This window comes from Franconibacter daqui, assembly GCF_014644275.1.
In the GTDB taxonomy this organism is placed as follows: domain Bacteria; phylum Pseudomonadota; class Gammaproteobacteria; order Enterobacterales; family Enterobacteriaceae; genus Franconibacter; species Franconibacter pulveris.
This window is the reverse complement of sequence record NZ_BMKJ01000009.1, coordinates 34891-58498: the sequence shown is the minus strand read 5'-3', so window position 1 is coordinate 58498 and position 23608 is coordinate 34891. Positions and strand designations below refer to the sequence as shown.

Annotated in this window: 21 protein-coding genes and 4 tRNA genes; 20 read left to right on the top strand and 5 right to left on the bottom strand. The window is 57.1% G+C overall.

Annotation, left to right across the window (positions count from 1 at the left end):
* Nucleotides 1–8: 8 nt before the first annotated feature.
* From rffC to IEX01_RS20825, 11 genes are all read left to right on the top strand, one after another.
* A complete protein-coding gene (gene rffC, locus IEX01_RS20875; protein ID WP_048888704.1) occupies nt 9–686 on the top strand; it encodes a dTDP-4-amino-4,6-dideoxy-D-galactose acyltransferase in 678 nt (225 codons plus the stop codon).
* Nucleotides 687–690: 4 nt separating this feature from the next.
* Entirely contained in the window at nt 691–1821 is a 1131-nt protein-coding gene (gene rffA / locus IEX01_RS20870) for a dTDP-4-amino-4,6-dideoxygalactose transaminase (protein WP_048888703.1), read from the top strand.
* Nucleotide 1822: 1 nt separating this feature from the next.
* The gene (gene wzxE, locus IEX01_RS20865; RefSeq protein WP_188724473.1) at nt 1823–3073 is read left to right on the top strand and encodes a lipid III flippase WzxE; all 1251 of its coding nucleotides are present in this window, start codon (nt 1823–1825) and stop codon (nt 3071–3073) included.
* Nucleotides 3070–4146, top strand: a complete 1077-nt coding sequence (locus IEX01_RS20860) for a TDP-N-acetylfucosamine:lipid II N-acetylfucosaminyltransferase (RefSeq protein ID WP_188724472.1) — start codon at nt 3070–3072, stop codon at nt 4144–4146. The genes wzxE and IEX01_RS20860 overlap by 4 nt, the downstream gene beginning before the upstream one ends.
* Entirely contained in the window at nt 4143–5495 is a 1353-nt protein-coding gene (gene wzyE / locus IEX01_RS20855) for an ECA oligosaccharide polymerase (RefSeq protein WP_188724471.1), read from the top strand. Before IEX01_RS20860 ends, wzyE begins: the two co-directional genes overlap by 4 nt.
* Nucleotides 5496–5514: 19 nt before the next feature.
* The gene (gene wecG / locus IEX01_RS20850; protein WP_188724470.1) at nt 5515–6255 is read left to right on the top strand and encodes a lipopolysaccharide N-acetylmannosaminouronosyltransferase; all 741 of its coding nucleotides are present in this window, start codon (nt 5515–5517) and stop codon (nt 6253–6255) included.
* Between the two features lie 241 nt (nt 6256–6496).
* Nucleotides 6497–7882: a bifunctional threonine/serine APC transporter ThrP gene (gene thrP / locus IEX01_RS20845; protein ID WP_024558964.1), complete on the top strand. Its 1386-nt coding sequence runs from the start codon at nt 6497–6499 to the stop codon at nt 7880–7882.
* A gap of 102 nt (nt 7883–7984) precedes the next feature.
* Nucleotides 7985–8061, top strand: a tRNA-Arg gene (locus IEX01_RS20840).
* Nucleotides 8062–8116: 55 nt separating this feature from the next.
* A tRNA-His gene (locus tag IEX01_RS20835) sits at nt 8117–8192 on the top strand.
* 14 nt (nt 8193–8206) lie between these two features.
* A tRNA-Leu gene (locus IEX01_RS20830) sits at nt 8207–8293 on the top strand.
* Nucleotides 8294–8330: 37 nt separating this feature from the next.
* Nucleotides 8331–8407: transfer RNA gene (locus tag IEX01_RS20825), tRNA-Pro, on the top strand.
* 586 nt (nt 8408–8993) lie between these two features.
* Here the strand turns inward: IEX01_RS20825 and hemY are convergent.
* Genes hemY through hemC form a run of 4 tightly spaced genes read right to left on the bottom strand, consistent with a single transcriptional unit; the run spans nt 8994 to nt 13068 of the window.
* Nucleotides 8994–10190 carry a protoheme IX biogenesis protein HemY gene (gene hemY, locus IEX01_RS20820; RefSeq protein ID WP_024558963.1) on the bottom strand — a complete coding sequence of 399 codons (1197 nt, stop codon included), beginning with the start codon at nt 10188–10190 and terminating at the stop codon, nt 8994–8996.
* Nucleotides 10190–11368: a uroporphyrinogen-III C-methyltransferase gene (hemX, locus tag IEX01_RS20815; protein WP_024559842.1), complete on the bottom strand. Its 1179-nt coding sequence runs from the start codon at nt 11366–11368 to the stop codon at nt 10190–10192. Before hemX ends, hemY begins: the two co-directional genes overlap by 1 nt.
* Nucleotides 11369–11389: 21 nt before the next feature.
* Complete coding sequence (hemD, locus tag IEX01_RS20810; RefSeq protein ID WP_188724469.1) at nt 11390–12130, bottom strand: uroporphyrinogen-III synthase; 741 nt, start codon at nt 12128–12130, stop codon at nt 11390–11392.
* Complete coding sequence (hemC, locus tag IEX01_RS20805) at nt 12127–13068, bottom strand: hydroxymethylbilane synthase (RefSeq protein ID WP_024559840.1); 942 nt, start codon at nt 13066–13068, stop codon at nt 12127–12129. The genes hemD and hemC overlap by 4 nt, the downstream gene beginning before the upstream one ends.
* A gap of 286 nt (nt 13069–13354) precedes the next feature.
* On the opposite strand from hemC, the gene cyaA reads away from it, so the two are divergent.
* Nucleotides 13355–15904, top strand: coding sequence for a class I adenylate cyclase (gene cyaA, locus IEX01_RS20800; protein WP_024559839.1), 2550 nt, complete (start codon nt 13355–13357; stop codon nt 15902–15904).
* On the opposite strand, the gene cyaY is transcribed toward cyaA, so the two are convergent.
* Entirely contained in the window at nt 15905–16225 is a 321-nt protein-coding gene (gene cyaY, locus IEX01_RS20795) for an iron donor protein CyaY (RefSeq protein ID WP_188724468.1), read from the bottom strand. It lies immediately after the preceding gene.
* Nucleotides 16226–16410: 185 nt separating this feature from the next.
* On the opposite strand from cyaY, the gene lptM reads away from it, so the two are divergent.
* From lptM to corA, 8 genes are all read left to right on the top strand, one after another.
* On the top strand, nt 16411–16611 hold the full coding sequence (gene lptM, locus IEX01_RS20790; RefSeq protein ID WP_024558957.1) for an LPS translocon maturation chaperone LptM: 201 nt from the start codon (nt 16411–16413) through the stop codon (nt 16609–16611).
* A 37-nt stretch (nt 16612–16648) separates the two neighbouring features.
* Complete coding sequence (dapF, locus tag IEX01_RS20785) at nt 16649–17473, top strand: diaminopimelate epimerase (RefSeq protein WP_024558956.1); 825 nt, start codon at nt 16649–16651, stop codon at nt 17471–17473.
* Nucleotides 17470–18174, top strand: a complete 705-nt coding sequence (locus IEX01_RS20780) for a DUF484 domain-containing protein (protein ID WP_024559836.1) — start codon at nt 17470–17472, stop codon at nt 18172–18174. The genes dapF and IEX01_RS20780 overlap by 4 nt, the downstream gene beginning before the upstream one ends.
* Nucleotides 18171–19076, top strand: a complete 906-nt coding sequence (gene xerC / locus IEX01_RS20775; protein ID WP_024558954.1) for a tyrosine recombinase XerC — start codon at nt 18171–18173, stop codon at nt 19074–19076. Before IEX01_RS20780 ends, xerC begins: the two co-directional genes overlap by 4 nt.
* Nucleotides 19076–19792 carry a 5-amino-6-(5-phospho-D-ribitylamino)uracil phosphatase YigB gene (gene yigB, locus IEX01_RS20770; protein ID WP_024558953.1) on the top strand — a complete coding sequence of 239 codons (717 nt, stop codon included), beginning with the start codon at nt 19076–19078 and terminating at the stop codon, nt 19790–19792. Before xerC ends, yigB begins: the two co-directional genes overlap by 1 nt.
* A gap of 118 nt (nt 19793–19910) precedes the next feature.
* Nucleotides 19911–22073, top strand: coding sequence for a DNA helicase II (uvrD, locus tag IEX01_RS20765; protein WP_024558952.1), 2163 nt, complete (start codon nt 19911–19913; stop codon nt 22071–22073).
* Nucleotides 22074–22413: 340 nt separating this feature from the next.
* On the top strand, nt 22414–22470 hold the full coding sequence (gene ysgD, locus IEX01_RS21885) for a YsgD/CorL family protein (protein WP_349951758.1): 57 nt from the start codon (nt 22414–22416) through the stop codon (nt 22468–22470).
* Nucleotides 22471–22621: 151 nt separating this feature from the next.
* On the top strand, nt 22622–23572 hold the full coding sequence (gene corA / locus IEX01_RS20760; RefSeq protein ID WP_024551643.1) for a magnesium/cobalt transporter CorA: 951 nt from the start codon (nt 22622–22624) through the stop codon (nt 23570–23572).
* Nucleotides 23573–23608 lie beyond the last annotated feature (36 nt).

The window sequence follows — 23608 nt, the reverse complement described above, 5'->3', positions numbered from 1 at the left end:
GGAAAAGTATGACGGTAAAAGCGACGCTGGCCCCACTTGACTGGGAAAGCCATTTTTTTGGTCTGCGTAGCGCGATTATGCGTTTCGCCGATGAAGCGCCGGTGGTGGATATTTCACAGCTGGACGCATGGCAGCGGGTGCAGGCGAAAGTTCCGACGCAACGCGCGGATTTACTCGATGCGCTGCAACAGCTTGGTTTTCAGCTGGTTGAGGGCGAAGTGGATTTGGTTTTGCCCGTGGCCGCCGCGTCTTCATCAACGGCGTTGTCCGTGGCTCAGGAAGAAGATGTTCCGGCGCTGCGCGCCGCCGCCGCTGCCGTCTTTGCTCAAAGCCGCTTTCGCGCCCCCTGGTATCCGGCGGACGCGAGCGGTCAGTTCTATGCGCAGTGGGTGGAGAACGCCGTAAAAGGCGCTTTCGATCACGCCTGTCTGATAATGCAGGCGCCGGATGGTTCGTTGCGTGGCTTTGTTACGCTACGGCAGTTAAACGAACAGGAGGCGCGCATTGGTCTGCTGGCAGGGCGCGGTATCGGTGAGATATTAATGCAGGCGGCGCAAGAGTGGTGCGCAACGCGAGGGCTTTCCACGCTGCGTGTCGCAACGCAGGTTGGAAATATCGCCGCGCTTCGTCGCTATATTCAAAGCGGTGCGAACGTGGAAAGCACTGCTTACTGGCTCTACAGGTGAACAAATGATCCCATTTAATGCTCCGCCAGTGGTGGGTACGGAAATTGATTACATGCAGTCGGCGATGGGCAGCGGCAAGCTATGCGGCGATGGCGGCTTTACCCGTCGCTGCCAGCAGTGGCTGGAACAGCGCTTCGGCAGCAAAAAGGTGCTGTTGACGCCTTCCTGCACCGCCTCGCTGGAAATGGCCGCTATTTTGCTCGACATTCAGCCGGGCGATGAAGTGATCATGCCAAGCTACACCTTCGTTTCCACCGCCAACGCTTTTGTACTGCGTGGCGCGACCATTGTGTTTGTGGATATCCGTCCGGATACGATGAATATCGACGAGAGCCTGATTGAAGCGGCGATCACGGAAAAAACCCGGGCCATCGTGCCGGTGCATTACGCGGGGGTGGCGTGTGAAATGGACGCTATCATGGCTATCGCCAGAAAGCATAATCTGTATGTGGTGGAAGACGCCGCGCAGGGAGTGATGTCCACTTATAAAGGACGTGCGCTGGGGACCATCGGTCACGTCGGTTGCTTCAGCTTCCATGAGACGAAAAACTACACTGCAGGCGGCGAGGGCGGAGCGACGCTTATCAACGACCCGGCGTTAGTGGAGCGTGCGGAAATCATCCGCGAGAAAGGCACCAACCGCAGCCAGTTCTTCCGTGGTCAGGTGGATAAATATACCTGGCGCGATATCGGCTCCAGCTATTTGATGTCCGACCTGCAGGCGGCTTATCTGTGGGCGCAGCTCGAAGCGGCGGACCGCATTAACCAGCAGCGTCTGACGCTGTGGCAAACCTACTATGATGCGCTGGCTCCGCTGGCGAGGGCCGGGCGCATTGAGCTGCCTTCGGTGCCGCAGGAGTGCAGCCATAACGCGCATATGTTTTACATTAAGCTGCGCGATATTGACGACCGCAGCCAGCTTATCGCTTACCTGAAAGAAGCGGAGATCCTGGCCGTATTCCATTACATTCCTCTGCATAGCAGCCCGGCAGGGGAAAAGTTTGGCTACTTCCTGGGTGAAGATCGTTATACCACGCAGGAAAGCGAACGCCTGGTTCGCCTGCCGCTTTTCTACAACCTGTCGCCTGTGAACCAGCGCACGGTTATCTCCTCTCTCCTGAGCTACTTCGGCTGAAATGTCTTTGGCTAAAGCTTCGGTGTGGACCGCCGCGTCCACACTGGTAAAAATCGGCGCAGGTTTACTGGTGGTGAAATTGCTGGCGGTGGCTTTTGGCCCGGCGGGCGTTGGCCAGGCGGGTAACTTCCGCCAGCTGGTAACGGTGCTGGGCGTGTTGGCTGGCGCCGGGATTTTTAATGGCGTCACTAAACTGGTCGCCCAGCATCGCGATGAACCTGCGGAACTACAAAAAGTCACTCGCACCGCCGCGGCGATGGTGCTTGGTTTTTCCACCTTGCTTGCGGTGCTCTTTTTAGCAGGCGCCCGGCCCATCAGCGTCGGCCTGTTCGGCCATGATAACTACCAGAACGTAGTGCGGCTGGTGGCGCTCGTCCAGATGGGGATCGCCTGGGCGAACCTGAGTCTGGCGATTATTAAGGGCTTCCGTGACGCTGCTGGCAATGCGCTGTCGCTGATCGCCGGTAGCCTTATCGGCGTTATCGCCTATTACGCCAGCTTCCGTTTCGGCGGCTATGAAGGCGCGCTGCTTGGCCTGGCGCTGGTGCCTGCACTGGTGGTCATCCCCGCCGCATTCATGCTCAAGCAGCGCAGCCACCTGCCAGCGGGCTATCTGAAACCCGGCTGGGATAGCGGGCTGGCGGCGCATCTGGGGAAATTCACCCTGATGGCGCTTATCACCTCTGTGACGCTGCCGGTCGCTTACGTAATGATGCGAAACCTGCTGGCGTCCCATTACGGCTGGGAAGCAGTAGGGATCTGGCAAGGGGTAAGCAGTATTTCCGATGCCTATCTGCAGTTCATCACCGCTTCCTTTAGCGTGTACCTGCTGCCGACGCTGTCGCGCCTGACGGCAAAAGAAGAGATTACCCGCGAAATCGTACGATCGCTGAAATTCGTGTTGCCTGCGGTGGCGGCCGCGAGTTTTGCCGTCTGGCTGCTGCGCGATGTGGCGATCTGGCTGCTCTTTTCGCCGAAATTTACCGCCATGCGCGACCTGTTCGCCTGGCAAATGGTAGGTGACGTGTTGAAAGTGGGCGCTTACGTATTTGGCTATCTGGTCATCGCGAAAGCGTCGCTGCGTTTTTATATTTTGACGGAGATTAGCCAGTTTGCTTTATTAACCGGCTTTTCACACTGGCTTATCCCGGTGCACGGCGCAGCGGGTGCGGCTCAGGCCTATATGGCTACCTATATTGTCTATTTCGCCCTCTGTTGTGGCGTATTTTTACTGTGGCGCAGGCAGGCATGACAGCATTGATGCACATTCTGGGGTCCGATATTCCCCATCATAACCAGACGGTACTGCGATTTTTCAATGATGAGCTGGCGCCAGCGCATCCGCAGGCGCGTGACTTTATGGTCGTCTCCTCCGATGCGCAACTGGCGCAGGCTTTTCCTTCACTCAGGGTCCGTCTGTTTCCTACTAAAAAAGCGCTGGCGAAAGCGGTCATCGCCATGGCCCGCGCCGACCGGCAGCAACGATTCTTTTTTCACGGGCAATTTAATGCCGCGCTTTGGATGGCGTTGCTGACCGGCGGGCTGAAGCCTTCACAGTTCAGCTGGCATATCTGGGGCGCCGATCTCTATGAAGTCTCCCGCAGCCTGAAGTTTCGCCTTTTTTACCGGTTGCGCCGGCTGGCGCAGGGGCGCGTCGGACGGGTATTCGCCACGCGCGGCGATTTAAGCTGGTTTCAGCAGCGTCACCCGAATGTAGCGGGCGAGCTGCTTTATTTCCCGACGCGCATGGACCCGGCTCTTAACGGTATCGCTCCGCCGGTTCGTGCTGGCAAACTCACTGTGCTGGTCGGTAACTCAGGCGATCGCAGTAATGAACATGCCGCAGCGTTAAAAGCGGTGCACCAGCAGTTTGGCGATACCGTGCGCGTTATTGTCCCGATGGGATACCCGGCAAACAACGAGGCTTATATTGATGAAATAAGCCAGGCGGGCAGGGCGCTGTTTAGTGCTGAAAACCTGCAGGTGCTGCGCGATAAGATGGCGTTCGACGATTACCTCACGCTGCTGCGTGAGTGCGACCTGGGTTATTTTATTTTTGCCCGCCAGCAGGGTATCGGTACGCTCTGCCTGCTGATCCAGGCAGGCGTTCCCTTCGTGCTCAGCCGGGACAACCCCTTCTGGCAGGATATGGTGGAACAAGATCTGCCAGTGCTCTTCACGGGTGATATGCTTAATGAAGCGGTGGTGCGCGAAGCGCAGCGTCAGTTACAGGCGGTAGATAAATCCCGTATCGCCTTTTTTAAACCTAACTATCTCGCGGGCTGGCATCAGGCGCTGCGTATCGCTTCAGGAGAAGTGGCATGAGCGTGTTGCAATTCAGCGGTCTGTTTATCGTCTGGCTCCTCGCCACGCTGTTTATTGGGACGTTGACCTGGTTTGAATTCCGCCGCGTGCGGTTTAACTTCAACGTTTTCTTTTCACTGCTTTTTCTGCTGACCTTTTTCTTCGGCTTCCCGTTGACCAGTTTACTGGTGTTTCGCTTTAACGTGGCGGTAGTGCCGCCGGAAATCTTGCTGCAGGCGCTGCTGGCAGCGGGATGCTTTTACGGGGTTTACTACGTTACCTATAAAACCCGGCTGCGCCCACGAGGCCAGACGCCCACTGGACCCGGCCTCTTTACCATGAACCGGGTAGAAACCCATTTGATGTGGGTGATCCTGATGGCGGTGGCGTTGGTCAGCGTGGGTATTTTCTTCCTGCATAACGGTTTTCTGCTGTTTCGTTTACAGTCCTACAGCCAGATTTTTTCCAGCGAAGTGTCGGGCGTGGCGCTTAAGCGCTTCTTCTATTTTTTCATTCCGGCCATGCTGGTGGTCTATTTCCTGCGCCAGGATAGCCGCGCGTGGCTCTTTTTTCTCGTCAGTACCGTCGCCTTTGGCCTGCTGACTTATATGATCGTGGGCGGAACGCGCGCCAATATCATTATCGCTTTCGCCATTTTTCTCTTCATCGGTATTATCCGGGGCTGGATTTCGCTCTGGATGCTGGCGGCGGCGGGCGTGTTTGGCATAGTCGGCATGTTCTGGCTGGCGCTAAAGCGCTATGGCCTGAACGTCAGCGGCGATGAAGCGTTTTACACCTTCCTCTACCTGACTCGCGACACGTTCTCGCCCTGGGAAAACTTCGCGCTATTGCTGCAAAACTACAACCATATCGACTTTCAGGGGCTTGCCCCGATTGTGCGGGACTTCTATGTTTTTATTCCTTCCTGGCTTTGGCCGGATCGTCCGCATATTGTCCTGAATACGGCGAATTACTTTACCTGGGAAGTCCTCAACAACCATTCGGGGCTGGCCATTTCGCCCACGTTAATCGGCTCGCTGGTCATTATGGGCGGCGTTTGGTTTATTCCGCTTGGCGCGGTGGCCGTCGGGCTTATCATCAAATGGTTTGACTGGCTTTACGAGCGCGGCAATCGCGAGGCGAACCGCTATAAGGCGGCCGTCATCCATAGCTTTTGCTTCGGCGCCATCTTCAACATGATAGTGCTGGCGCGCGAAGGATTAGACGCGTTCGCTTCTCGTGTGGTGTTCTTCCTGGTGGTCTTCTCCGCCTGTTTGTTAATGGCAAAGCTGCTTTACTGGCTGCTTGAGAGCGCCGGGCTGGTTCATGGCCGACTGCGTCGTTCCGCAGGGCCGCTTTCGCCAACCTGAGCGTTAACTAAGGAATGTTATGACGGAAAAGAGTTCTGCTCCCATTTATACCCTGCGCGGTTTGCCCCTGCTGGGGTGGCGCGATATGCCGCACGCCCTCGACTATCTCTATGCTGACGGCGCGCTGAAAAAGGGGACGCTGGTGGCGATTAACGCGGAGAAAATGCTGGCGCTGGAGGCGGATGCGGAAGTACGCAGTCTTATTGAGTCGGCGGAGTTTAAATATGCCGATGGCATTAGCGTGGTGCGCTCGGTGCGTAAGAAGTATCCCGACGCGCAGGTTTCTCGGGTGGCCGGGGCTGACCTCTGGGAAGCGTTAATGGCGCGCGCGGGCGAGGCGGGAACGCCGGTTTTTTTAGTCGGCGGCAAGCCTGAGGTGCTGGCGCAGACTGAAACAAAGCTGCGTCAGCTCTGGAAGGTGAACATTGTCGGCAGCCAGGATGGCTATTTTACGCCAGAGGCCCGTCAGGCGCTGTTTGATCGCATCCGCGACAGTGGCGCGCAGATTGTTACTGTCGCCATGGGTTCGCCGCGCCAGGAGATTTTTATGCGAGACTGCCGGGTTGTGCATCCGGACGCCCTTTATATGGGGGTAGGCGGCACCTATGATGTTTTTACAGGCCACGTAAAGCGCGCCCCGAAAGGCTGGCAGAACCTTGGCCTGGAGTGGCTTTATCGTCTGCTTTCCCAGCCAAGCCGTCTTAAACGCCAGCTTCGGCTGCTGCGCTACCTTAGCTGGCACTACACCGGACGTCTTTAATATTTGCGCAGCGCGCCGACCGCGCTGCGTTTCCCTCACAATCCGCTGCTTTATTATCCAGAATCCGCATTTTTCTGAAGCATCGTTTGCCATTTCCTGAAAATTGTTAAAACATGCGCCCGCACGTGGCGTTCATGATTCATTATCGGTTTGATGAATCTGTCGCCAGCAGCGGCAACGGAGATGGCTACATCACAATAACCGGTCAACCCGGAACGGATGCAAACACAACTGAGGATTTATGGCAGAGAAAAAAGCGGAGCTACAGCGTGGGCTGGAAGCTCGACATATTGAACTTATCGCGCTTGGTGGCACGATTGGGGTCGGCCTGTTTATGGGCGCGGCGAGCACCCTGAAATGGGCGGGCCCGTCAGTGCTGCTGGCCTATATCATCGCCGGGCTGTTTGTCTTTTTCATTATGCGCTCGATGGGTGAGATGTTATTCCTTGAGCCGGTGGCGGGGTCGTTCGCGGTTTACGCGCACCGCTACATGAGCCCTTTCTTTGGCTATCTCACCGCCTGGTCTTACTGGTTTATGTGGATGGCGGTGGGAATATCGGAAATCACCGCCATCGGCGTGTATGTTCAGTACTGGTTCCCTGAACTGCCGCAGTGGCTGCCCGCCTTGCTGGCCGTAGGGCTGGTCGCGCTGGCGAACCTTGCCGCCGTTCGGCTGTATGGTGAAATCGAATTCTGGTTTGCGATGATTAAAGTCACCACCATTATCGTGATGATTGTCGTCGGCCTGGGTGTGATTTTCTTCGGCTTTGGCAATGGCGGCCACGCGACTGGCTTCTCTAACCTCACGGCGCATGGCGGCTTCTTTGCCGGCGGCTGGAAAGGTTTCCTGACCGCGCTGTGTATCGTCGTGGCTTCTTACCAGGGCGTTGAGCTTATCGGTATTACCGCAGGCGAGGCGAAAAATCCGCAGGTTACGCTGCGCAGCGCGGTAGGTAAAGTGCTCTGGCGCATTCTGATTTTCTACGTAGGCGCGATTTTCGTTATCGTGACGATTTTCCCGTGGGATGAAATCGGCAGCAACGGTAGTCCTTTCGTGCTGACTTTCGCGAAGATAGGCATTACCGCGGCGGCGGGCATTATCAATTTTGTGGTGCTGACGGCGGCGCTTTCCGGCTGCAACAGCGGTATGTACAGCTGCGGACGCATGCTTTACGCGCTGGCGAAAAACCGTCAACTGCCGCAGGGGATGGCGAAAGTATCGAAAAGCGGCGTGCCGGTGGCTGGCGTGACGCTGTCTATCGTTATTCTGCTGATCGGCTCCTGCCTGAACTACATCATTCCTAACCCGCAGCGGGTTTTTGTGTACGTCTACAGCGCCAGCGTGCTGCCGGGTATGGTGCCATGGTTCGTTATTCTTATTAGCCAGTTGCGTTTTCGCCACGTGCATCGCCAGGCTATCGCTTCGCATCCGTTCCGCTCTGTGCTTTTCCCATGGGCGAACTACTTAACGATGGCGTTCCTGGCGTGCGTTCTTATCGGCATGGGCTTTAACGAAGATACGCGTATGTCGTTGTTTGTCGGAATGGTCTTTTTGGCGTTAGTTTCGCTGGTATATAAGGTATTCGGACTCAACAGACATGTGTCAGGACCGAAAGCGGACAGATAAGCAGCATGATGCGCAAAGCATAACCAAACGCGCATTTTCTTAAAAAAAGCACTAGACAGCAGGGCGCGAAGACCGTAGTATCCCCACCCGCAACGGCGCTACGCGCCCGTAGCTCAGCTGGATAGAGCGCTGCCCTCCGGAGGCAGAGGTCTCAGGTTCGAATCCTGTCGGGCGCGCCATTTAATAAGGCGCTTGAGCGACGCGAGTAGAACAGGCAGTAAAAGATTTACAGTGGTGGCTATAGCTCAGTTGGTAGAGCCCTGGATTGTGATTCCAGTTGTCGTGGGTTCGAGTCCCATTAGCCACCCCATTATTTTGTGGCATGCGAAGGTGGCGGAATTGGTAGACGCGCTAGCTTCAGGTGTTAGTGTCCTTACGGACGTGGGGGTTCAAGTCCCCCCCCTCGCACCACTCCTTAATTGAACTAAAAATTCAAAAAGCAGTACCTCGGCGAGTAGCGCAGCTTGGTAGCGCAACTGGTTTGGGACCAGTGGGTCGGAGGTTCGAATCCTCTCTCGCCGACCAATTTTGAACCCCGCTTCGGCGGGGTTTTTTGTTTTCTCTTTTCCCTGTACTACGCCTTACTCTCTCCACCACTGTCATTCTACTGTCACAGGCAGACGACACTGCGTCGAGCCTTGTCGCCACAAAGCGACACTCAACTCCATGTTTTGCTTATTATTTGTTTTGTATTGATTTTACCTGTCGTTAAAAAGCGACGGTATAAGCCCCTGAAGGCGCCGGGCGCGCAACAATTCAGGTAAATGAAGTTTTATTTAACTTATTGATATAAAAATAATAATAGATATATCTCAACGTTTATAAATAACTGGCACGGCTTGTGCTATATTAACTGCGTAGATGCTCATTCCATCCCTTATGTTTGCCGCTGGCTTCATAAACCCAGGAATGACGCAGAGCCATTACGGTGCTTATCGTCCACAGACAGATGTCGCTCAGGCCTCATCAAACATCCTGGACACAACGTTGAGTGAAGCACCACAATTTGTTGTCAAACAGACCTGTTTTAACACCTGCCCCAGGGCAGGTGTTTTTTTATGGGCGGAAGAAAGAGTGGCGGGCGAATGGCTGTTCGCCCGCAAGGGGAAGGTTATGACGGCGGGTTGTTCTGCAACGTCAGCAGCAGTCCGTCGCGGCGCATGGCGGCGGCCTCTTCCGGTTTATGCAACCTGTCCAGCACATCAGCAAGCCAGGCGTAGTCAAACGCGTCCGGGCGCTGTTTCAGCGCAGCGCGAAAAGCGAGACTCGCCTCCTGCCACTCGCCGTGCTGCATTAGCAACTGGCCGAGCGTGCTCCACAGCAGCGGGCGGTCGCCATGCGTTTTGATCTGCTGGCGCAGCACTTTTTCCAGCTGTTCCGGATTGCCCGCCTTCAGGCGCGGCATCAGCATGACGAGGCGTTCATCATACTGGCGTTTCAGCCCGTCCAGGATTATCTCTTGCGCGGTCTGATGGTCGTCGCACTCAATTAAATGTTCCGCCATCGCTACCTGTAATCCGGGCTGTTGACGCGTTTTGCGGCTCTGGTTGCGCCACCACTGTTTCAGCCCCTCGCTGCCCTGCTCGGCGCGCGCCTTGTCCATGAGCCCCATCCAGGCCTGTTGAGACAGCGCTTCGCGATGCGCTTCATCACCCACCTGCGCTTTTTGCATGGAGGGAATGATATCCAGCAGGGAAGCCCATGCTCCGGTGCGAATGTAGGCCTGTTCGGCCAGGCGCAGCACCTCCGGATGTCGCGGCGTGATCTCCAGCAGTTGATCGATGCCATGACGGGCGGCGTGGTTTTCGTTGCGCGCCAGCTGAATACGCGCGCGGGTGATCTCCACTGGCACCTGATCGTTATCGGCAAGCTCGGCGGCGCGCTCAAGATGCTGGTTGGCTCGCGCTTCATCCCCGCGCTGCTGCGCGGCCTCGGCGGCCAGCAGGTAGTTCACCACCGGCTGTTCGGCGTGATCGGCATTTTTTGCCATCAGCTTTTCAACCTGCTGATAGTCGCCTTCCGCCAGCTTCAGCAACGCCTGTTTAGTCTGTTTACGGGCACGGCTGCGCTTGCGGCCCAGAAACCAGCCGCGTGTCCGGGCGCCGGTGCGAAAAAGACGGCGCAGCAGCCATTCAATGGCAAACAGTACCAGCAGAGACAGAACAAGGATAATCACAAGCCCCGTGACGCTGGTTTCAATATTCCAGTTGTCCGTCTGGATCAGCACATAGCCCTGATGACCCGCGATAATGGGGCCAAGCACAATGCCTGCCATTAACAGCAGAAAGAGCAACAACACTTTAAGCATTATTGTTCTCCCTGAGTGGCGGCAGGCGCGGCGGCTTGCGGCGCTGGCTGCGCGGCGCTGGCGTCAGCGGCAGGCTGCGCCAGTAAATTACGTACGCGAGTCTGCATCAGCTTTTCCAGAATAGGCTGGCTTTGCAGCGATTCCGGCGCCTCCATGGTGATGTTCTGCTGGCTCAGGTTATCCAGCGTATCGAGGAACGCTTTAGTACCCGCATCTTCGGTATCGTAGTAAGCGCGCACCCAAGTGGAAACGTTATCCAGCGACTGCTTGTACGTCTCTTCCTGATGGCGAGGGACCGCCTGGGAGGCGATCAGCAGGCGCGAACGAATGTTTTCGCGCAGGTAGATGTCCTGATTAGGCGCCAGCAGCGGCACGGCGGTATCATCGCGACGGCGAACAGTAATAAAGCTGTCCATGAAGTTCTGCCAGCTTTTTACCAGGTTTTGCCGCCACTCGCTGAGCGAGCTGGAAAGCTCGGTGCCGTCGCTGTCCATCGGTGCGTCGTTGTCGTCATTATCCGCCAGGCGCAGGTTATCCACCTGATTCGAGAGCTGGTTCAGTTTGAGGATAATGCCGTCGTAATCGACCTGAGTAATCGCGGAAAGGCTGGCAATATCGGTGGTGATAGCGCGACGAGCGGTAATAAGGCTGGGGTCATTCATGTCCGCAAGGCTTGCATCCGCGCTTTTCAGCAGCGCAGCCGCCGTAGTGACGTCCTGATCGCTCCAGAGCTTACGCCCCGCCAGTTTCACCAGAAAATCCGCTTGCGCCAGCAGCCAGGTTTGCGCTTCGGTGCCGGAAATGGTCGCCACCTTTTGCTGCACTTCATCCAGCTGGCGCGCCATCGCCGCCTGTTGGTTCTTCGCCTCTTCCAGCGCGCCTGCCTGCTGCTTGATGATATTTTGCAGCTCGGCGTTCTGCGTCTGCTGCTGGTTTTGCAGCGAAGTGAGTTGTGCAGCAAGGGTATCGGTGCTGGCGCTTTGCGCCGAGGCCTGATGTTTGCCCCATGCCCACATGCCCGCGCCTGCCGCCAGCGCAATAGCGATAGCAATAGCGCTCAGGGCGAGAGCGGCTTTGCCGGTACGATCCTTCTTCTCTGCGTTTTCCGGTCGTGGCGTGGTTTCCACGGCCTCCCTGGTCTCTTCAACCACGTCGGAGGAATGTTGTTGTTCCGTCATTATGGCTTCCCGTTATGAGAGTTATTGCAACATGCGCAGCAGCGCATCGTTGTCGGCATTGTCGGCGACCAGAATATCTTGCCAGCCACGTTCCCGGGCGAGGGTCGCCAGACGCTCGCTGACGACGAGAAGTCGACAGCGCAGCAACCAGTTCGTGCGATACCATTCCGGGATAAGAGCATAGAGCTGATCGAGCATGTCGCCGCTGGTCACCACCAGGGTGTCTATACCGCGCGATTGCCAGCGCCAGGCTTCCTCTGTCCCGTCATAGATTTTCATACAACGTTGATAGCATTCACAAAACGTAACGTTCGCGCCCCGGGCTGTTAGCGTTTCGGCCAGCAGCTCGCGCCCGCCATTGCCGCGCAGGATCAGCGCCTGCTTGCCAGCAACATTTTGTAATTCAGGTAATTGTAGCAAGACTTCACTGACTTCCCGATCGTGCGGATAGCTTACGTGCAAGCCGCTGGTTTGATGCAGCGCTAATGCCGTGGTTCTGCCGATGGCGAAAGCGTTGAGGATCTGCGGCCAGGCTTTGCCGATGCGTTTCAGTTCCGCGCCGGCGTAATGGGCCGCATGCTGCGAAACAGCGAAGAGCAGGTCGTCAGGGGTGAGGGCGTCGAGCAGAGCCGGGAGGCGCGCCAGCTCGCGGCCCGGGGTAAATTCAATCAGCGGGAAACTCCAGGCCTCTCGCCCGAGCGCGCGCAGGCGGCTCACTAATGCTTCCCCGGCAGGGGACGGGCGGGTGACCAGGATCTTCATGCAGGCCCTTCTCCTTTATATACCTCGGCAAGAATGGCCCTCGCGCCGTTATTCAGCAGCTCTTCAGCCAGCGATACGCCTAAATCCGCCGCCTCTTCCGGCTTGCCGCGCCGTTCGCCGCGGACCATCTGCGAGCCGTCCGGCGCGCCAACCAGCGCCCGCAACCACAGTTCGCCATTCACCAGTTCCGCATAGCTGCCGATAGGCACCTGACAACCGCCTTCCAGCCGGGTATTCATGGCGCGCTCCGCGCGAACGCGAATGGCGGTTTCGTCATGATTGAGCGGGGCGAGCAGTTCGCGAGTGCGGGTGTCGTCCAGGCGGCATTCAATACCGACGGCCCCCTGGCCGACGGCCGGCAGCGAAATTTCCGGCGGCAGCGAGCTGGTGATGCGCTCGTCAAGCTGGAGACGTTTAAGCCCCGCAACGGCCAGAATAATCGCGTCATAGTCGCCATTATCTAATTTGCTTAACCGCGTGCCGACATTGCCGCGAAGGGAGCGGATGACCAGGTCCGGGCGGCGCTCGGCAATCTGACATTGGCGGCGTAAGCTGGAGGTGCCTACCACGCTGCCCGCAGGCATCTCATCCAGACTTTTATAGCGGTTGGAAACAAACGCGTCGCGCGGATCTTCGCGCTCGCAAATGGTGGTGAGGCCCAGCCCCTCAGGAAATTCGACCGGCACATCTTTCATTGAGTGAACGGCGATATCGGCGCGTTTTTCCAACAGCGCCATTTCAAGTTCTTTAACGAACAGCCCTTTGCCGCCCACCTTAGCCAGCGGCGTATCGAGGATAACGTCGCCGCGCGTCACCATCGGCACCAGCTCCACTTCAAGGCCGGGGTGGCACGCCTCAAGGCGCTGTTTCACGTACTGTGCCTGCCAGAGCGCAAGCGGGCTCTGACGAGTGGCAATTCTTAATACTTTGTCTACCATGCTTCATACCGTAAATATCGTCCGCTGAGCATCCTAACACTCTTAACAGAAGGCTGTCAGTCATAACGGGTCGGCGCCGCAGGCGGGAAGTGACTCGTATTATGGAACAGCAAGCGGGAGATCGGTGCTACAATTGTTAAGTAGCGCATCTTTCTTTACGGTCAATCTGCAAGGTGTTAGATTGATCACGTTTTGAACCGATTGTCAGTCCGCATCATCATAATCACAAGGGCGACAGCGGTAGCGGTGTTTTTTTCGAAATACTGAAACCATCAGGCGATACGTCTTGTACCTCTATATTGAGACTCTGAAACAGAGACTGGATGCCATCAATCAACTGCGTGTGGATCGCGCACTTGCTGCCATGGGGCCTGCGTTCCAACAGGTCTACAGTCTGCTGCCTACATTATTGCATTACCACCATCCGCTGATGCCGGGTTACCTTGACGGTAACGTTCCCCATGGCATTTGCTTCTTCACGCCTGATGAAACCCAGCGCCACTATTTAGACGAGCTTGAACTGCGCCACGGCATGCCGCCGCAAGAGACGGCCAAGGGCGAGCTTCCCATTACCGGCGTCTATACGATGGGCAGCACCTCTTCGGTTGGCCAGAGCTGTTCATCGGATCTGGATATCTGGGTGTGCCATCAGGCCTGGCTGGATAACGAAGAGCGCCAGCTGTTGCAGCGCAAATGCAGCCTGCTTGAGAGCTGGGCGGCGTCGCTGGGCGTTGAGGTGAGCTTTTTCCTTATTGATGAAAATCGCTTTCGCCATAACGAAAGCGGCAGCCTCGGCGGCGAAGATTGCGGCTCCACGCAGCATATCCTGCTGCTGGATGAGTTCTATCGCACCGCCGTACGCCTCGCTGGCAAGCGTATTCTGTGGAACATGGTGCCTGGCGACGAAGAAGAACATTACGACGATTACGTCATGCGTTTATACGCGCAAGGGGTGCTGACGCCCAACGAATGGCTGGATCTCGGCGGCCTCAGCTCGTTGTCGGCGGAAGAGTATTTCGGCGCCAGCCTCTGGCAGCTCTACAAAAGCATTGATTCCCCCTATAAAGCAGTGTTGAAAACCCTGCTGCTGGAAGCCTATTCCTGGGAATACCCGCATACTCGCCTGCTGGCGAAAGACATCAAACAGCGTCTGCACGATGGCGAAATCGTCTCTTTCGGGCTCGATTCTTACTGCATGATGCTGGAGCGCGTAACCCATTATCTGACGCAAATCGAAGATACGGCGCGTCTGGATCTGGTGCGCCGTTGTTTTTATCTCAAAGTGTGTGAAAAGCTGAGCCGCGAGCGCGCCTGCGTCGGCTGGCGTCGTGAAGTGCTAAGCCAGCTGGTGAAAGAGTGGGGCTGGGAAGATGACCGCCTTGCGATGCTGGATAACCGCGCTAACTGGAAAATCGATCAGGTGCGCGAGGCGCATAATGAACTGCTCGATGCGATGATGCAGAGCTACCGTAACCTGATTCGCTTCGCCCGCCGCAATAACCTGAGCGTCTCGGCAAGCCCGCAGGATATCGGCGTGCTGACGCGTAAACTCTACGCGGCATTTGAAGCGCTGCCAGGCAAAGTGACGCTGGTAAACCCGCAGATTTCGCCAGACCTCAGCGAACCGAATTTAACCTTTATCCACGTGCCGCCCGGCCGCGCCAACCGCTCCGGCTGGTATCTCTATAACCGTGCGCCGCACATGGACACCATCATCAGCCATCAGCCGCTGGAATATAACCGCTATCTGAATAAGCTGGTGGCCTGGGCCTATTTCAACGGCCTGCTGACTTCCCGCACGCGCCTGTTTATTAAAGGCAACGGTATTTGCGATTTGCCGAAGCTGCAGGAGATGGTGGCGGATGTCTCGCACCACTTTCCGTTGCGCTTGCCAGCGCCCACGCCGAAAGCGCTCTACAGCCCGTGCGAAATTCGTCATCTGGCGATTATCGTCAACCTGGAGTATGACCCGACGGCGGCGTTCCGCAATCAGGTGGTGCATTTCGACTTCCGCAAGCTGGATGTTTTCAGCTTCGGCGAACAGCAGCAGTGCCTGGTAGGCAGTGTCGATCTGCTTTATCGCAACTCGTGGAACGAAGTGCGCACGCTGCATTTCAACGGCGAACAGGCGATGATCGAAGCGCTGAAAACCATCCTTGGCAAAATGCACCAGGATGCCGCGCCGCCCGATAGCGTAGAAGTGTTCTGTTATAGCCAGCATCTGCGCGGTCTGATTCGCACCCGCGTGCAGCAGCTGGTTTCCGAGTGCATTGAGTTTCGTCTCTCCAGCACCCGTCTTGAGCCGGGTCGTTTCAAAGCGCTGCGCGTAGCCGGACAGACGTGGGGACTGTTCTTCGAACGCCTTAACGTCTCGGTGCAGAAGCTGGAAAACGCCATTGAGTTTTATGGCGCGATTTCGCACAACAAGCTGCACGGCCTTTCCGTTCAGGTGGAAACCAACCACGTACAGCTGCCGCCGGTGGTGGATGGCTTTGCCAGCGAAGGGATTATTCAGTTCTTCTTTGAAGAGACCAACGACGAGCGTGGCTTTAACATCTACATTCTGGATGAGAGCAACCGGGCGGAGGTTTATCACCACTGCGAAGGGAGCAAAGAGGAGTTGGTGCGAGACGTTAGCCGTTTCTACTCGTCATCGCACGACCGTTTCACCTACGGCTCAAGCTTTATCAACTTCAACCTGCCGCAGTTCTATCAGATTGTGAAAGTGGATGGCCGCCAGCAGGTGATCCCGTTCCGCAACCAGGCCATCAGCGCCGCGCTTCCCGCCAATCAGGACGATAGCGCCGCGCCGATGATGCAGCAGTATCAATCCTGATTAGCGAAAGTTAACCGGCTCGCCCGCCTGCTGGCTGCAGGCGGTTTCCAGCAGGTTCCAGAACGGTTCGCCGCTGCGGTCGCAAACCCATTCATCCCCTTTATAGTCAAAATGGTAGCCGCCCTGTTTCGTCGCAAGCCACACCTGATGCAGCGGCTCCTGGCGGTTAATGATAATTTTGCTGCCGTTCTCAAATGACAAAGTCAGCACGCCGCCGTTGATTTCACAATCGATATCGGTGTCGCCGTCATAGTCGTCGATACGCTCTTCAATGGTCTGCCACAGGCCATCGGCGAGGCGATGAAATTCGCTGTCGTTCATCTCATATTCCTTTTGTCCGTGATGGCGGCAGTATAAAAGCTATCACTTTGAATAGAAACCGCGCCGCGCGGCCGTTTCTTTCCCGCGACAGGTTTTCCATTACGCGGCGGCATGCAAACTATTGCTTTTCAGGGTTCACCTGCGATGATAGAAAGCAGAATAAATGAACCACAGGCAATCAATAAATGAAGACGATGTTCCGTTCGCTGGCGCTGCTGTTAACGTTGTTTAGCCTCTCAGGCTGCGGCCTTAAAGGCCCGCTTTACTTCCCGCCGCAGGACAATCAGGCGAAACCGGCTACCCCAGCGCAGCCGCAGACGCAGACGGTAACGCCGAACCGCAACGACCGTGGCGATAACGACGGCCCGACCCAGGTGATCTATTAGTAAACCGCGCCGCGTAACCGCGCAAACGGAGTAAAAAATGCAATTCTCTAAAATGCATGGCCTTGGTAACGACTTCATGGTCGTTGACGCGGTGACCCAAAACGTCTTTTTCTCACCTGAGCTGATCCGCCGCCTGGCGGACCGGCATCTGGGCGTCGGTTTCGATCAGCTGCTGATCGTCGAGCCGCCTTACGATCCGGATCTCGATTTTCACTACCGCATCTTTAATGCCGACGGCAGTGAAGTCTCGCAGTGCGGCAACGGCGCGCGCTGTTTTGCCCGCTTTGTTCGACTGAAAGGGCTGACCAACAAGCGGGACATTCGCGTCAGCACCGCCAATGGCCGCATGGTATTGAGCGTGGATGAAAACGACCTGGTGCGCGTTAATATGGGCGAGCCGGTATTCGACCCGGCGAAAGTGCCGTTTCGCGCCAACAAGGCAGAGAAAACCTATATCATGCGCGCCGCCGAGCAGACCATACTGTGCGGCGTAGTGTCGATGGGCAATCCACACTGCGTGATTCAGGTGGATGATGTGGCTACCGCGCCGGTGGAAACGCTGGGGCCGGTAATGGAGAGCCACGAGCGCTTTCCGGAGCGCGCCAACATCGGCTTTATGCAGGTGATGAATCAGGAACATATCCGGCTTCGCGTGTTCGAACGCGGGGCGGGAGAAACCCAGGCCTGCGGCAGCGGCGCCTGCGGTGCGGTGGCGGTAGGGATCCAGCAGGGGCTGCTGGCCGAGCAGGTGCGCGTGGACCTGCCCGGCGGTCGCCTGGATATCGCCTGGAAAGGGCCGGGTCATCCGCTTTATATGACCGGGCCTGCAACTCATGTCTATGACGGGTTCATACATCTATGACTAATGCCGGGGAACAGCAGGCAAGCCTCGTGGAGCTGGATGACGAGGCGGTATGCGACTACCTGCTGAACAATCCTGACTTTTTTATCCGCAACGCCGCCACGGTTGAGCGGATGCGCGTGCCGCATCCGGTTCGTGGCACTGTCTCGCTGGTCGAATGGCATATGGCGCGCTCCCGCAACCATATCAGCATGCTGCAAGAGAATATGTCGCAGCTGATGACACAGGCGAGCGTCAATGAAGATCTTTTCAACAGCTTGCTGAAGCTGCAACGCAGGCTGAGCGCGGCCGACAGCCTCCAGGATATGCTGACGCGCCTGCACAAGTGGGCGCGGGAAATGGGGCTTGCCGACGCCTGCGTGCGGCTCTTTCCGGACCGCTGGCGCATTGGCGCGCCTTCCGGTTTCACCCATCTCGCCCTGAGCCGTCAGGCTTTTGAGCCGGTGCGCATCCAGCGCCTGGGGCGCGACTATCACTACCTTGGGCAGCTGAATGGCCCGGAGCTGTTGGTGGTGTTGCCGCAGGCGCGAGCGGTCGGCTCGGTCGCGATGTCGTTGATGGGGCGTGAGGACGATCTCGGCGTGGTGATTTTCAGCAGCCGGGATCCGCACCATTATCAGGAAGGGCAAGGCACGCAACTGCTGGACGAGCTCTCGCTGATGCTGCCCGATTTGCTGGAGCGCTGGATTGAACGCGTATGATCGATTCCCCTTTGCAGGAAGCGGCAGACCGCTTTCTTCGCTACCTGAAGGTTGAACGCCAGCTCAGCCCGCATACGCTGCTGAACTATGGCCGTCAGCTTGCCGCACTGATTCAGCTTGCCGGTGAAATGAAGCTGCAAAGCTGGCAGCAGTGCGACGCCGCCGCCGTGCGCTCCTTCGCCGTGCGCAGCCGCCGCGCCGGCCTGGAAGCGTCAAGCCTTGCTTTACGTCTCTCCGCGCTGCGCAGCTTTTTTGACTGGCTGGTCAGCCAGGGCGAGCTGCCCGCTAACCCGGCGAAAGGCATTTCTACCCCGAAAGCGCCGCGCCATCTGCCGAAAAATATTGATGTTGATGACGTTAACCGCTTGCTGGATATCGATATCAATGACCCGCTGGCGGTGCGCGATCGCGCTATGCTCGAGGTCATGTATGGCGCCGGGCTGCGTTTGTCGGAACTGGTGAATATCGACTGCAAACATCTCGACCTCGACAGCGGCGAGGTGTGGGTAACGGGCAAAGGGAGCAAAGAGCGTCGGCTGCCGATGGGGCGCAGCGCCGTGCAGTGGCTCGCGCACTGGCTTAACCTGCGCGAGCTGTTCGGCCCGGATGACGACGCGCTTTTTCTCTCAAAACTCGGTAAGCGTATTTCGGCGCGCAACGTTCAGAAACGCTTCGCCGAGTGGGGAATTCGTCAGGGGCTGAACAGCCATGTGCATCCCCATAAGCTGCGTCACTCGTTCGCTACCCATATGCTTGAATCAAGCGGCGATTTGCGTGCGGTGCAGGAACTGCTTGGCCATGCGAATCTTTCCACCACGCAAATCTATACTCATCTTGATTTTCAACATCTGGCCTCGGTCTATGACGCCGCGCATCCGCGCGCCAAACGGGGGAAACCGTAATGCATTTTTATCGCCCTCTGGGCCCGATCGCCGCTCTGACGTTCGATCTTGACGATACGCTGTATGACAACCGCCCGGTAATCCGGCGCACCGAACAGGAAACGCTGGCGTTTATGCAGCGCTATCACCCTGGCCTGCGCGATTTTACCCTGGCTGATTTCCAGCGGGTGCGCACCGTACTGCGTGAAAAAGACCCGGAAATTTATCACGATGTGACCGAGTGGCGCCGACGCGCCGTTGAGCAAGTGATGCTGGAGGCAGGGCTGTCGGCGCACGAAGCCGCTGAAGGCGCGCGGGAAGCGATGCTTAATTTCGCCGCCTGGCGCAGCCGCATCGACGTGCCGCAGGAAACGCACGATGCCTTGAAAAAGCTGGCGCAGAAATGGCCGCTGGTGGCTATCACCAATGGCAACGCCGAGCCGCATCTCTTCGGTCTTGGTGACTATTTTAAATTTGTGCTGCGCGCAGGTCCGCATGGTCGTTCTAAACCCTATAGCGACATGTATCACCTGGCGGCGCAAAAGCTTGGCGTTACGCCGCGTGAAATCCTGCACGTGGGGGATGACCTTACCACTGATATCGCCGGGGCGATTCGCTCAGGCGCGCAGGCGTGCTGGATAAACCTGCTGGATGGCGACCTGATGCAGGTAGAAGACAGCCGTTTGCTGCCGCATCTGGAGATTTCGCAGTTGGCATCCCTGACCTCGCTGATATAATCGTCACAACTCTGTATATAATTCCAGGTCTGTATCCCTGAATCTTTGACTCGGTTAGCTGTGCTGAGCGCGTCAAAGATTCAGGGCATACCCTGCTTATCCTTACCCGGCGGTGCCAATGGACGTTTCTTACCTGCTCGACAGCCTTAATGATAAACAGCGCGAAGCCGTAGCCGCGCCGCGCAGCAATATGCTGGTGCTGGCGGGCGCGGGCAGCGGCAAAACCCGCGTGCTGGTGCACCGCATCGCCTGGCTGCTGACGGTTGAGAACTGTTCGCCTTACTCCATTATGGCAGTGACCTTCACCAACAAAGCGGCGGCGGAAATGCGCCACCGCATCGGGCAACTGATGGGCACCAGCCAGGGGGGCATGTGGGTCGGCACCTTCCACGGTCTGGCGCACCGTCTGCTGCGCGCGCACCATATGGATGCCGGTCTGCCGCAGGATTTCCAGATCCTCGACAGCGAAGATCAGCTGCGCCTGCTCAAGCGCCTCATCAAAGCGATGAACCTGGATGACAAGCAGTGGCCGCCGCGCCAGGCGATGTGGTACATCAACGGCAAAAAAGACGACGGCCTGCGCCCGCACCACATCCAGAGTTATGGCAACCCGGTAGAGCAGACCTGGCAGAAGATTTATCAGGCTTATCAGGAAGCGTGCGACCGCGCGGGCCTGGTGGATTTTGCCGAGCTGCTGTTGCGCGCCCACGAGCTGTGGCTCAACAAACCGCATATCCTGAACCATTACCGCGAGCGCTTCACCAACATTCTGGTGGACGAATTCCAGGATACCAACAGCATTCAGTACGCCTGGATCCGCATGCTGGCGGGCGAGACTGGCAAAGTGATGATCGTCGGCGATGACGACCAGTCGATATATGGCTGGCGCGGCGCGCAGGTGGAAAACATCCAGCGCTTCCTGAACGATTTCCCGGGCGCGGAGACGATTCGCCTCGAGCAAAACTACCGCTCCACCAATAACATTCTGAATGCCGCCAACGCCCTGATTGCCAACAACGCCGGGCGCCTGGGGAAAGAGCTCTGGACCGACGGCAGCGACGGGGAGCCTATCTCCCTCTACTGCGCCTTTAACGAGCTCGACGAAGCGCGGTTTGTGGTTAACCGCATCAAAGTCTGGCAAGAGAACGGCGGCGCTTTGCAGGATTGCGCTATCCTCTATCGCAGCAACGCCCAGTCGCGCGTGCTGGAAGAGGCGTTATTGCAGGCCAGCATGCCGTACCGCATCTATGGCGGCATGCGATTCTTCGAGCGTCAGGAAATCAAAGACGCGCTCTCTTATCTGCGTTTGATGGTGAACCGTAACGACGACGCGGCGTTTGAACGCGTGGTCAATACACCGACCCGCGGCATTGGCGACCGCACCCTGGACGTGGTGCGTCAGGCGTCGCGCGACCGTCAGGTTACCCTCTGGCAGGCCAGCCGCGAACTGTTGCAGGAAAGGGCGCTCGCAGGTCGCGCCGCCAGCGCCTTGCAGCGTTTCCTTGAGCTTATCGACGCGCTGTCGCATGAAACCGCCGACATGCCGCTGCATGTACAGACCGACCGGGTAATTAAAGATTCTGGCCTCTGGCTGATGTACGAGCAGGAAAAAGGCGAAAAGGGCCAGACGCGTATTGAAAACTTAGAAGAGCTGGTAACGGCGACGCGCCAGTTCAGCTATCAGGATGAAGATGAAGACTTGATGCCGCTGCAGGCGTTTCTCTCTCACGCCGCGCTGGAAGCGGGCGAGGGGCAGGCGGATGCGTGGCAGGATGCGGTGCAGCTGATGACGCTGCACTCCGCGAAAGGGCTGGAGTTTCCGCAGGTCTTTATTGTCGGCATGGAAGAGGGGATGTTCCCAAGCCAGATGGCGCTGGATGAGGGCGGGCGGCTGGAGGAAGAGCGCCGCCTCGCCTACGTGGGCGTCACGCGCGCGATGCAGAAACTCACCTTAACCTATGCCGAAACGCGCCGCCTCTATGGCAAAGAGGCTTACCATCGTCCTTCGCGCTTCATCGCCGAGCTGCCGGAAAACTGCGTGGAGGAGGTACGCCTGCGCGCCAGCATCAGCCGTCCGGTCAGTCACAAGCAGCTGGGCGCGCCGATAGCGGAAAACGACTCCGGCTACAAGCTCGGTCAGCGCGTGCGCCATCCGAAGTTCGGCGAAGGCACCATCGTTAATCTGGAAGGCAGCGGCGAACACAGCCGCCTGCAGGTGGCGTTCAATGGCCAGGGGATTAAATGGCTGGTAGCCGCTTACGCCCGGCTTGAGACGGTTTAACCCTGCTGACGGTGCTTAACGGGCGCGCAGCGTCGCGCCCACGCCATTTTTTTGTCACACCTTATTGCCATAATGCTGGCAGAACTCCCCGCTTCGGAATTATCTCTTTGAAAAAGGAGATTATTTCTTAGCGAAACGCGTACCTGGCTGCTAAAACTAAAGTATGGCGGCAGGCAAAACAGGCCTGCGGCGGGGAAGTTGACGAGGCGAGCGTCAGGCGCCAGCGCCTGCGTCGTTATTACCGCCAATAAGTGAAGTGGTCTATCTTAAGTGCGCGTGTTGACGCCTAATTTTCGCTGGCGTAACATGCGCCCACGATTACGCTAAGAGGACATTCGCCTTGGACACACCCAGTAGATGCTGGCTCAAAAACCTGTCAAACAGGCACAACTCCTAAGGCTATCCTCTCACGCTGATGGCCTTAGTGGTTGTCGGCGACCGCATTTTACCCCGTCGCGCTGAGTCAGACTGTTTAAGGGTCTGAAACCCATATTGTTTCTGTGTGCCAACCGAACTGTCCGAGATTTTTTGTATTGGGAGTCCCGGTCATGCTGAGCGCATTTCAACTGGAAAATAACCGCCTGTCTCGCCTTGAAGTGGACGAGGCCGCCCCTCTGACGAATTCCATCTGGGTTGATCTGGTGGAGCCGGAAGAGAGCGAGCGACAGCGCGTGCAAACGGAACTTGGCCAGAGCCTGGCAACACGCCCGGAGCTGGAGGATATCGAAGCTTCCGCCCGCTTCTTTGAAGATGAAGACGGGCTGCACATTCACTCCTTTTTCTTCTATGAAGATGCGGAAGACCATGGCGGCAACTCCACTGTGGCGTTCACCATTCGTAACGGACGGCTCTTTACGCTGCGCGAGCGCGAGCTGCCGGCGTTTCGTCTCTATCGTATGCGCGCCCGTAATCAGTCGATGATGGACGGCAACGCCTATGAACTACTGCTCGATCTGTTCGAAACCAAAATCGAACAGCTGGCAGATGAAATTGAGAACATCTATAGCGATCTGGAAGAGCTGAGCCGCGTGATTATGGAAGGGCAGCAGGGCGACGAATATGACGAGGCGCTCTCCACCCTGGCTGAATTAGAAGATACCGGCTGGAAAGTGCGCCTGTGCCTGATGGATACCCAGCGCGCGCTCAACTTCCTGGTGCGCAAGGCGCGTCTGCCGGGCGGGCAGCTGGAGCAGGCGCGGGAAATTCTGCGCGATATCGAATCCCTGCTGCCGCACAACGAATCGCTGTTCCAGAAGGTCAACTTTCTGATGCAGGCGGCGATGGGCTTTATCAACATCGAGCAGAACCGCATCATCAAAATCTTCTCGGTGGTTTCCGTGGTTTTCCTGCCGCCGACGCTGGTGGCCTCCAGTTACGGCATGAACTTCGAGTTTATGCCCGAGCTGAAATGGAGCTTCGGTTACCCGGCAGCGATTATCTTTATGATCCTTGCAGGCCTGGCGCCCTACCTTTACTTCAAACGCCGCAACTGGCTGTAATAAAAAAAGGAACCTCAGGGTTCCTTTTTTATCATG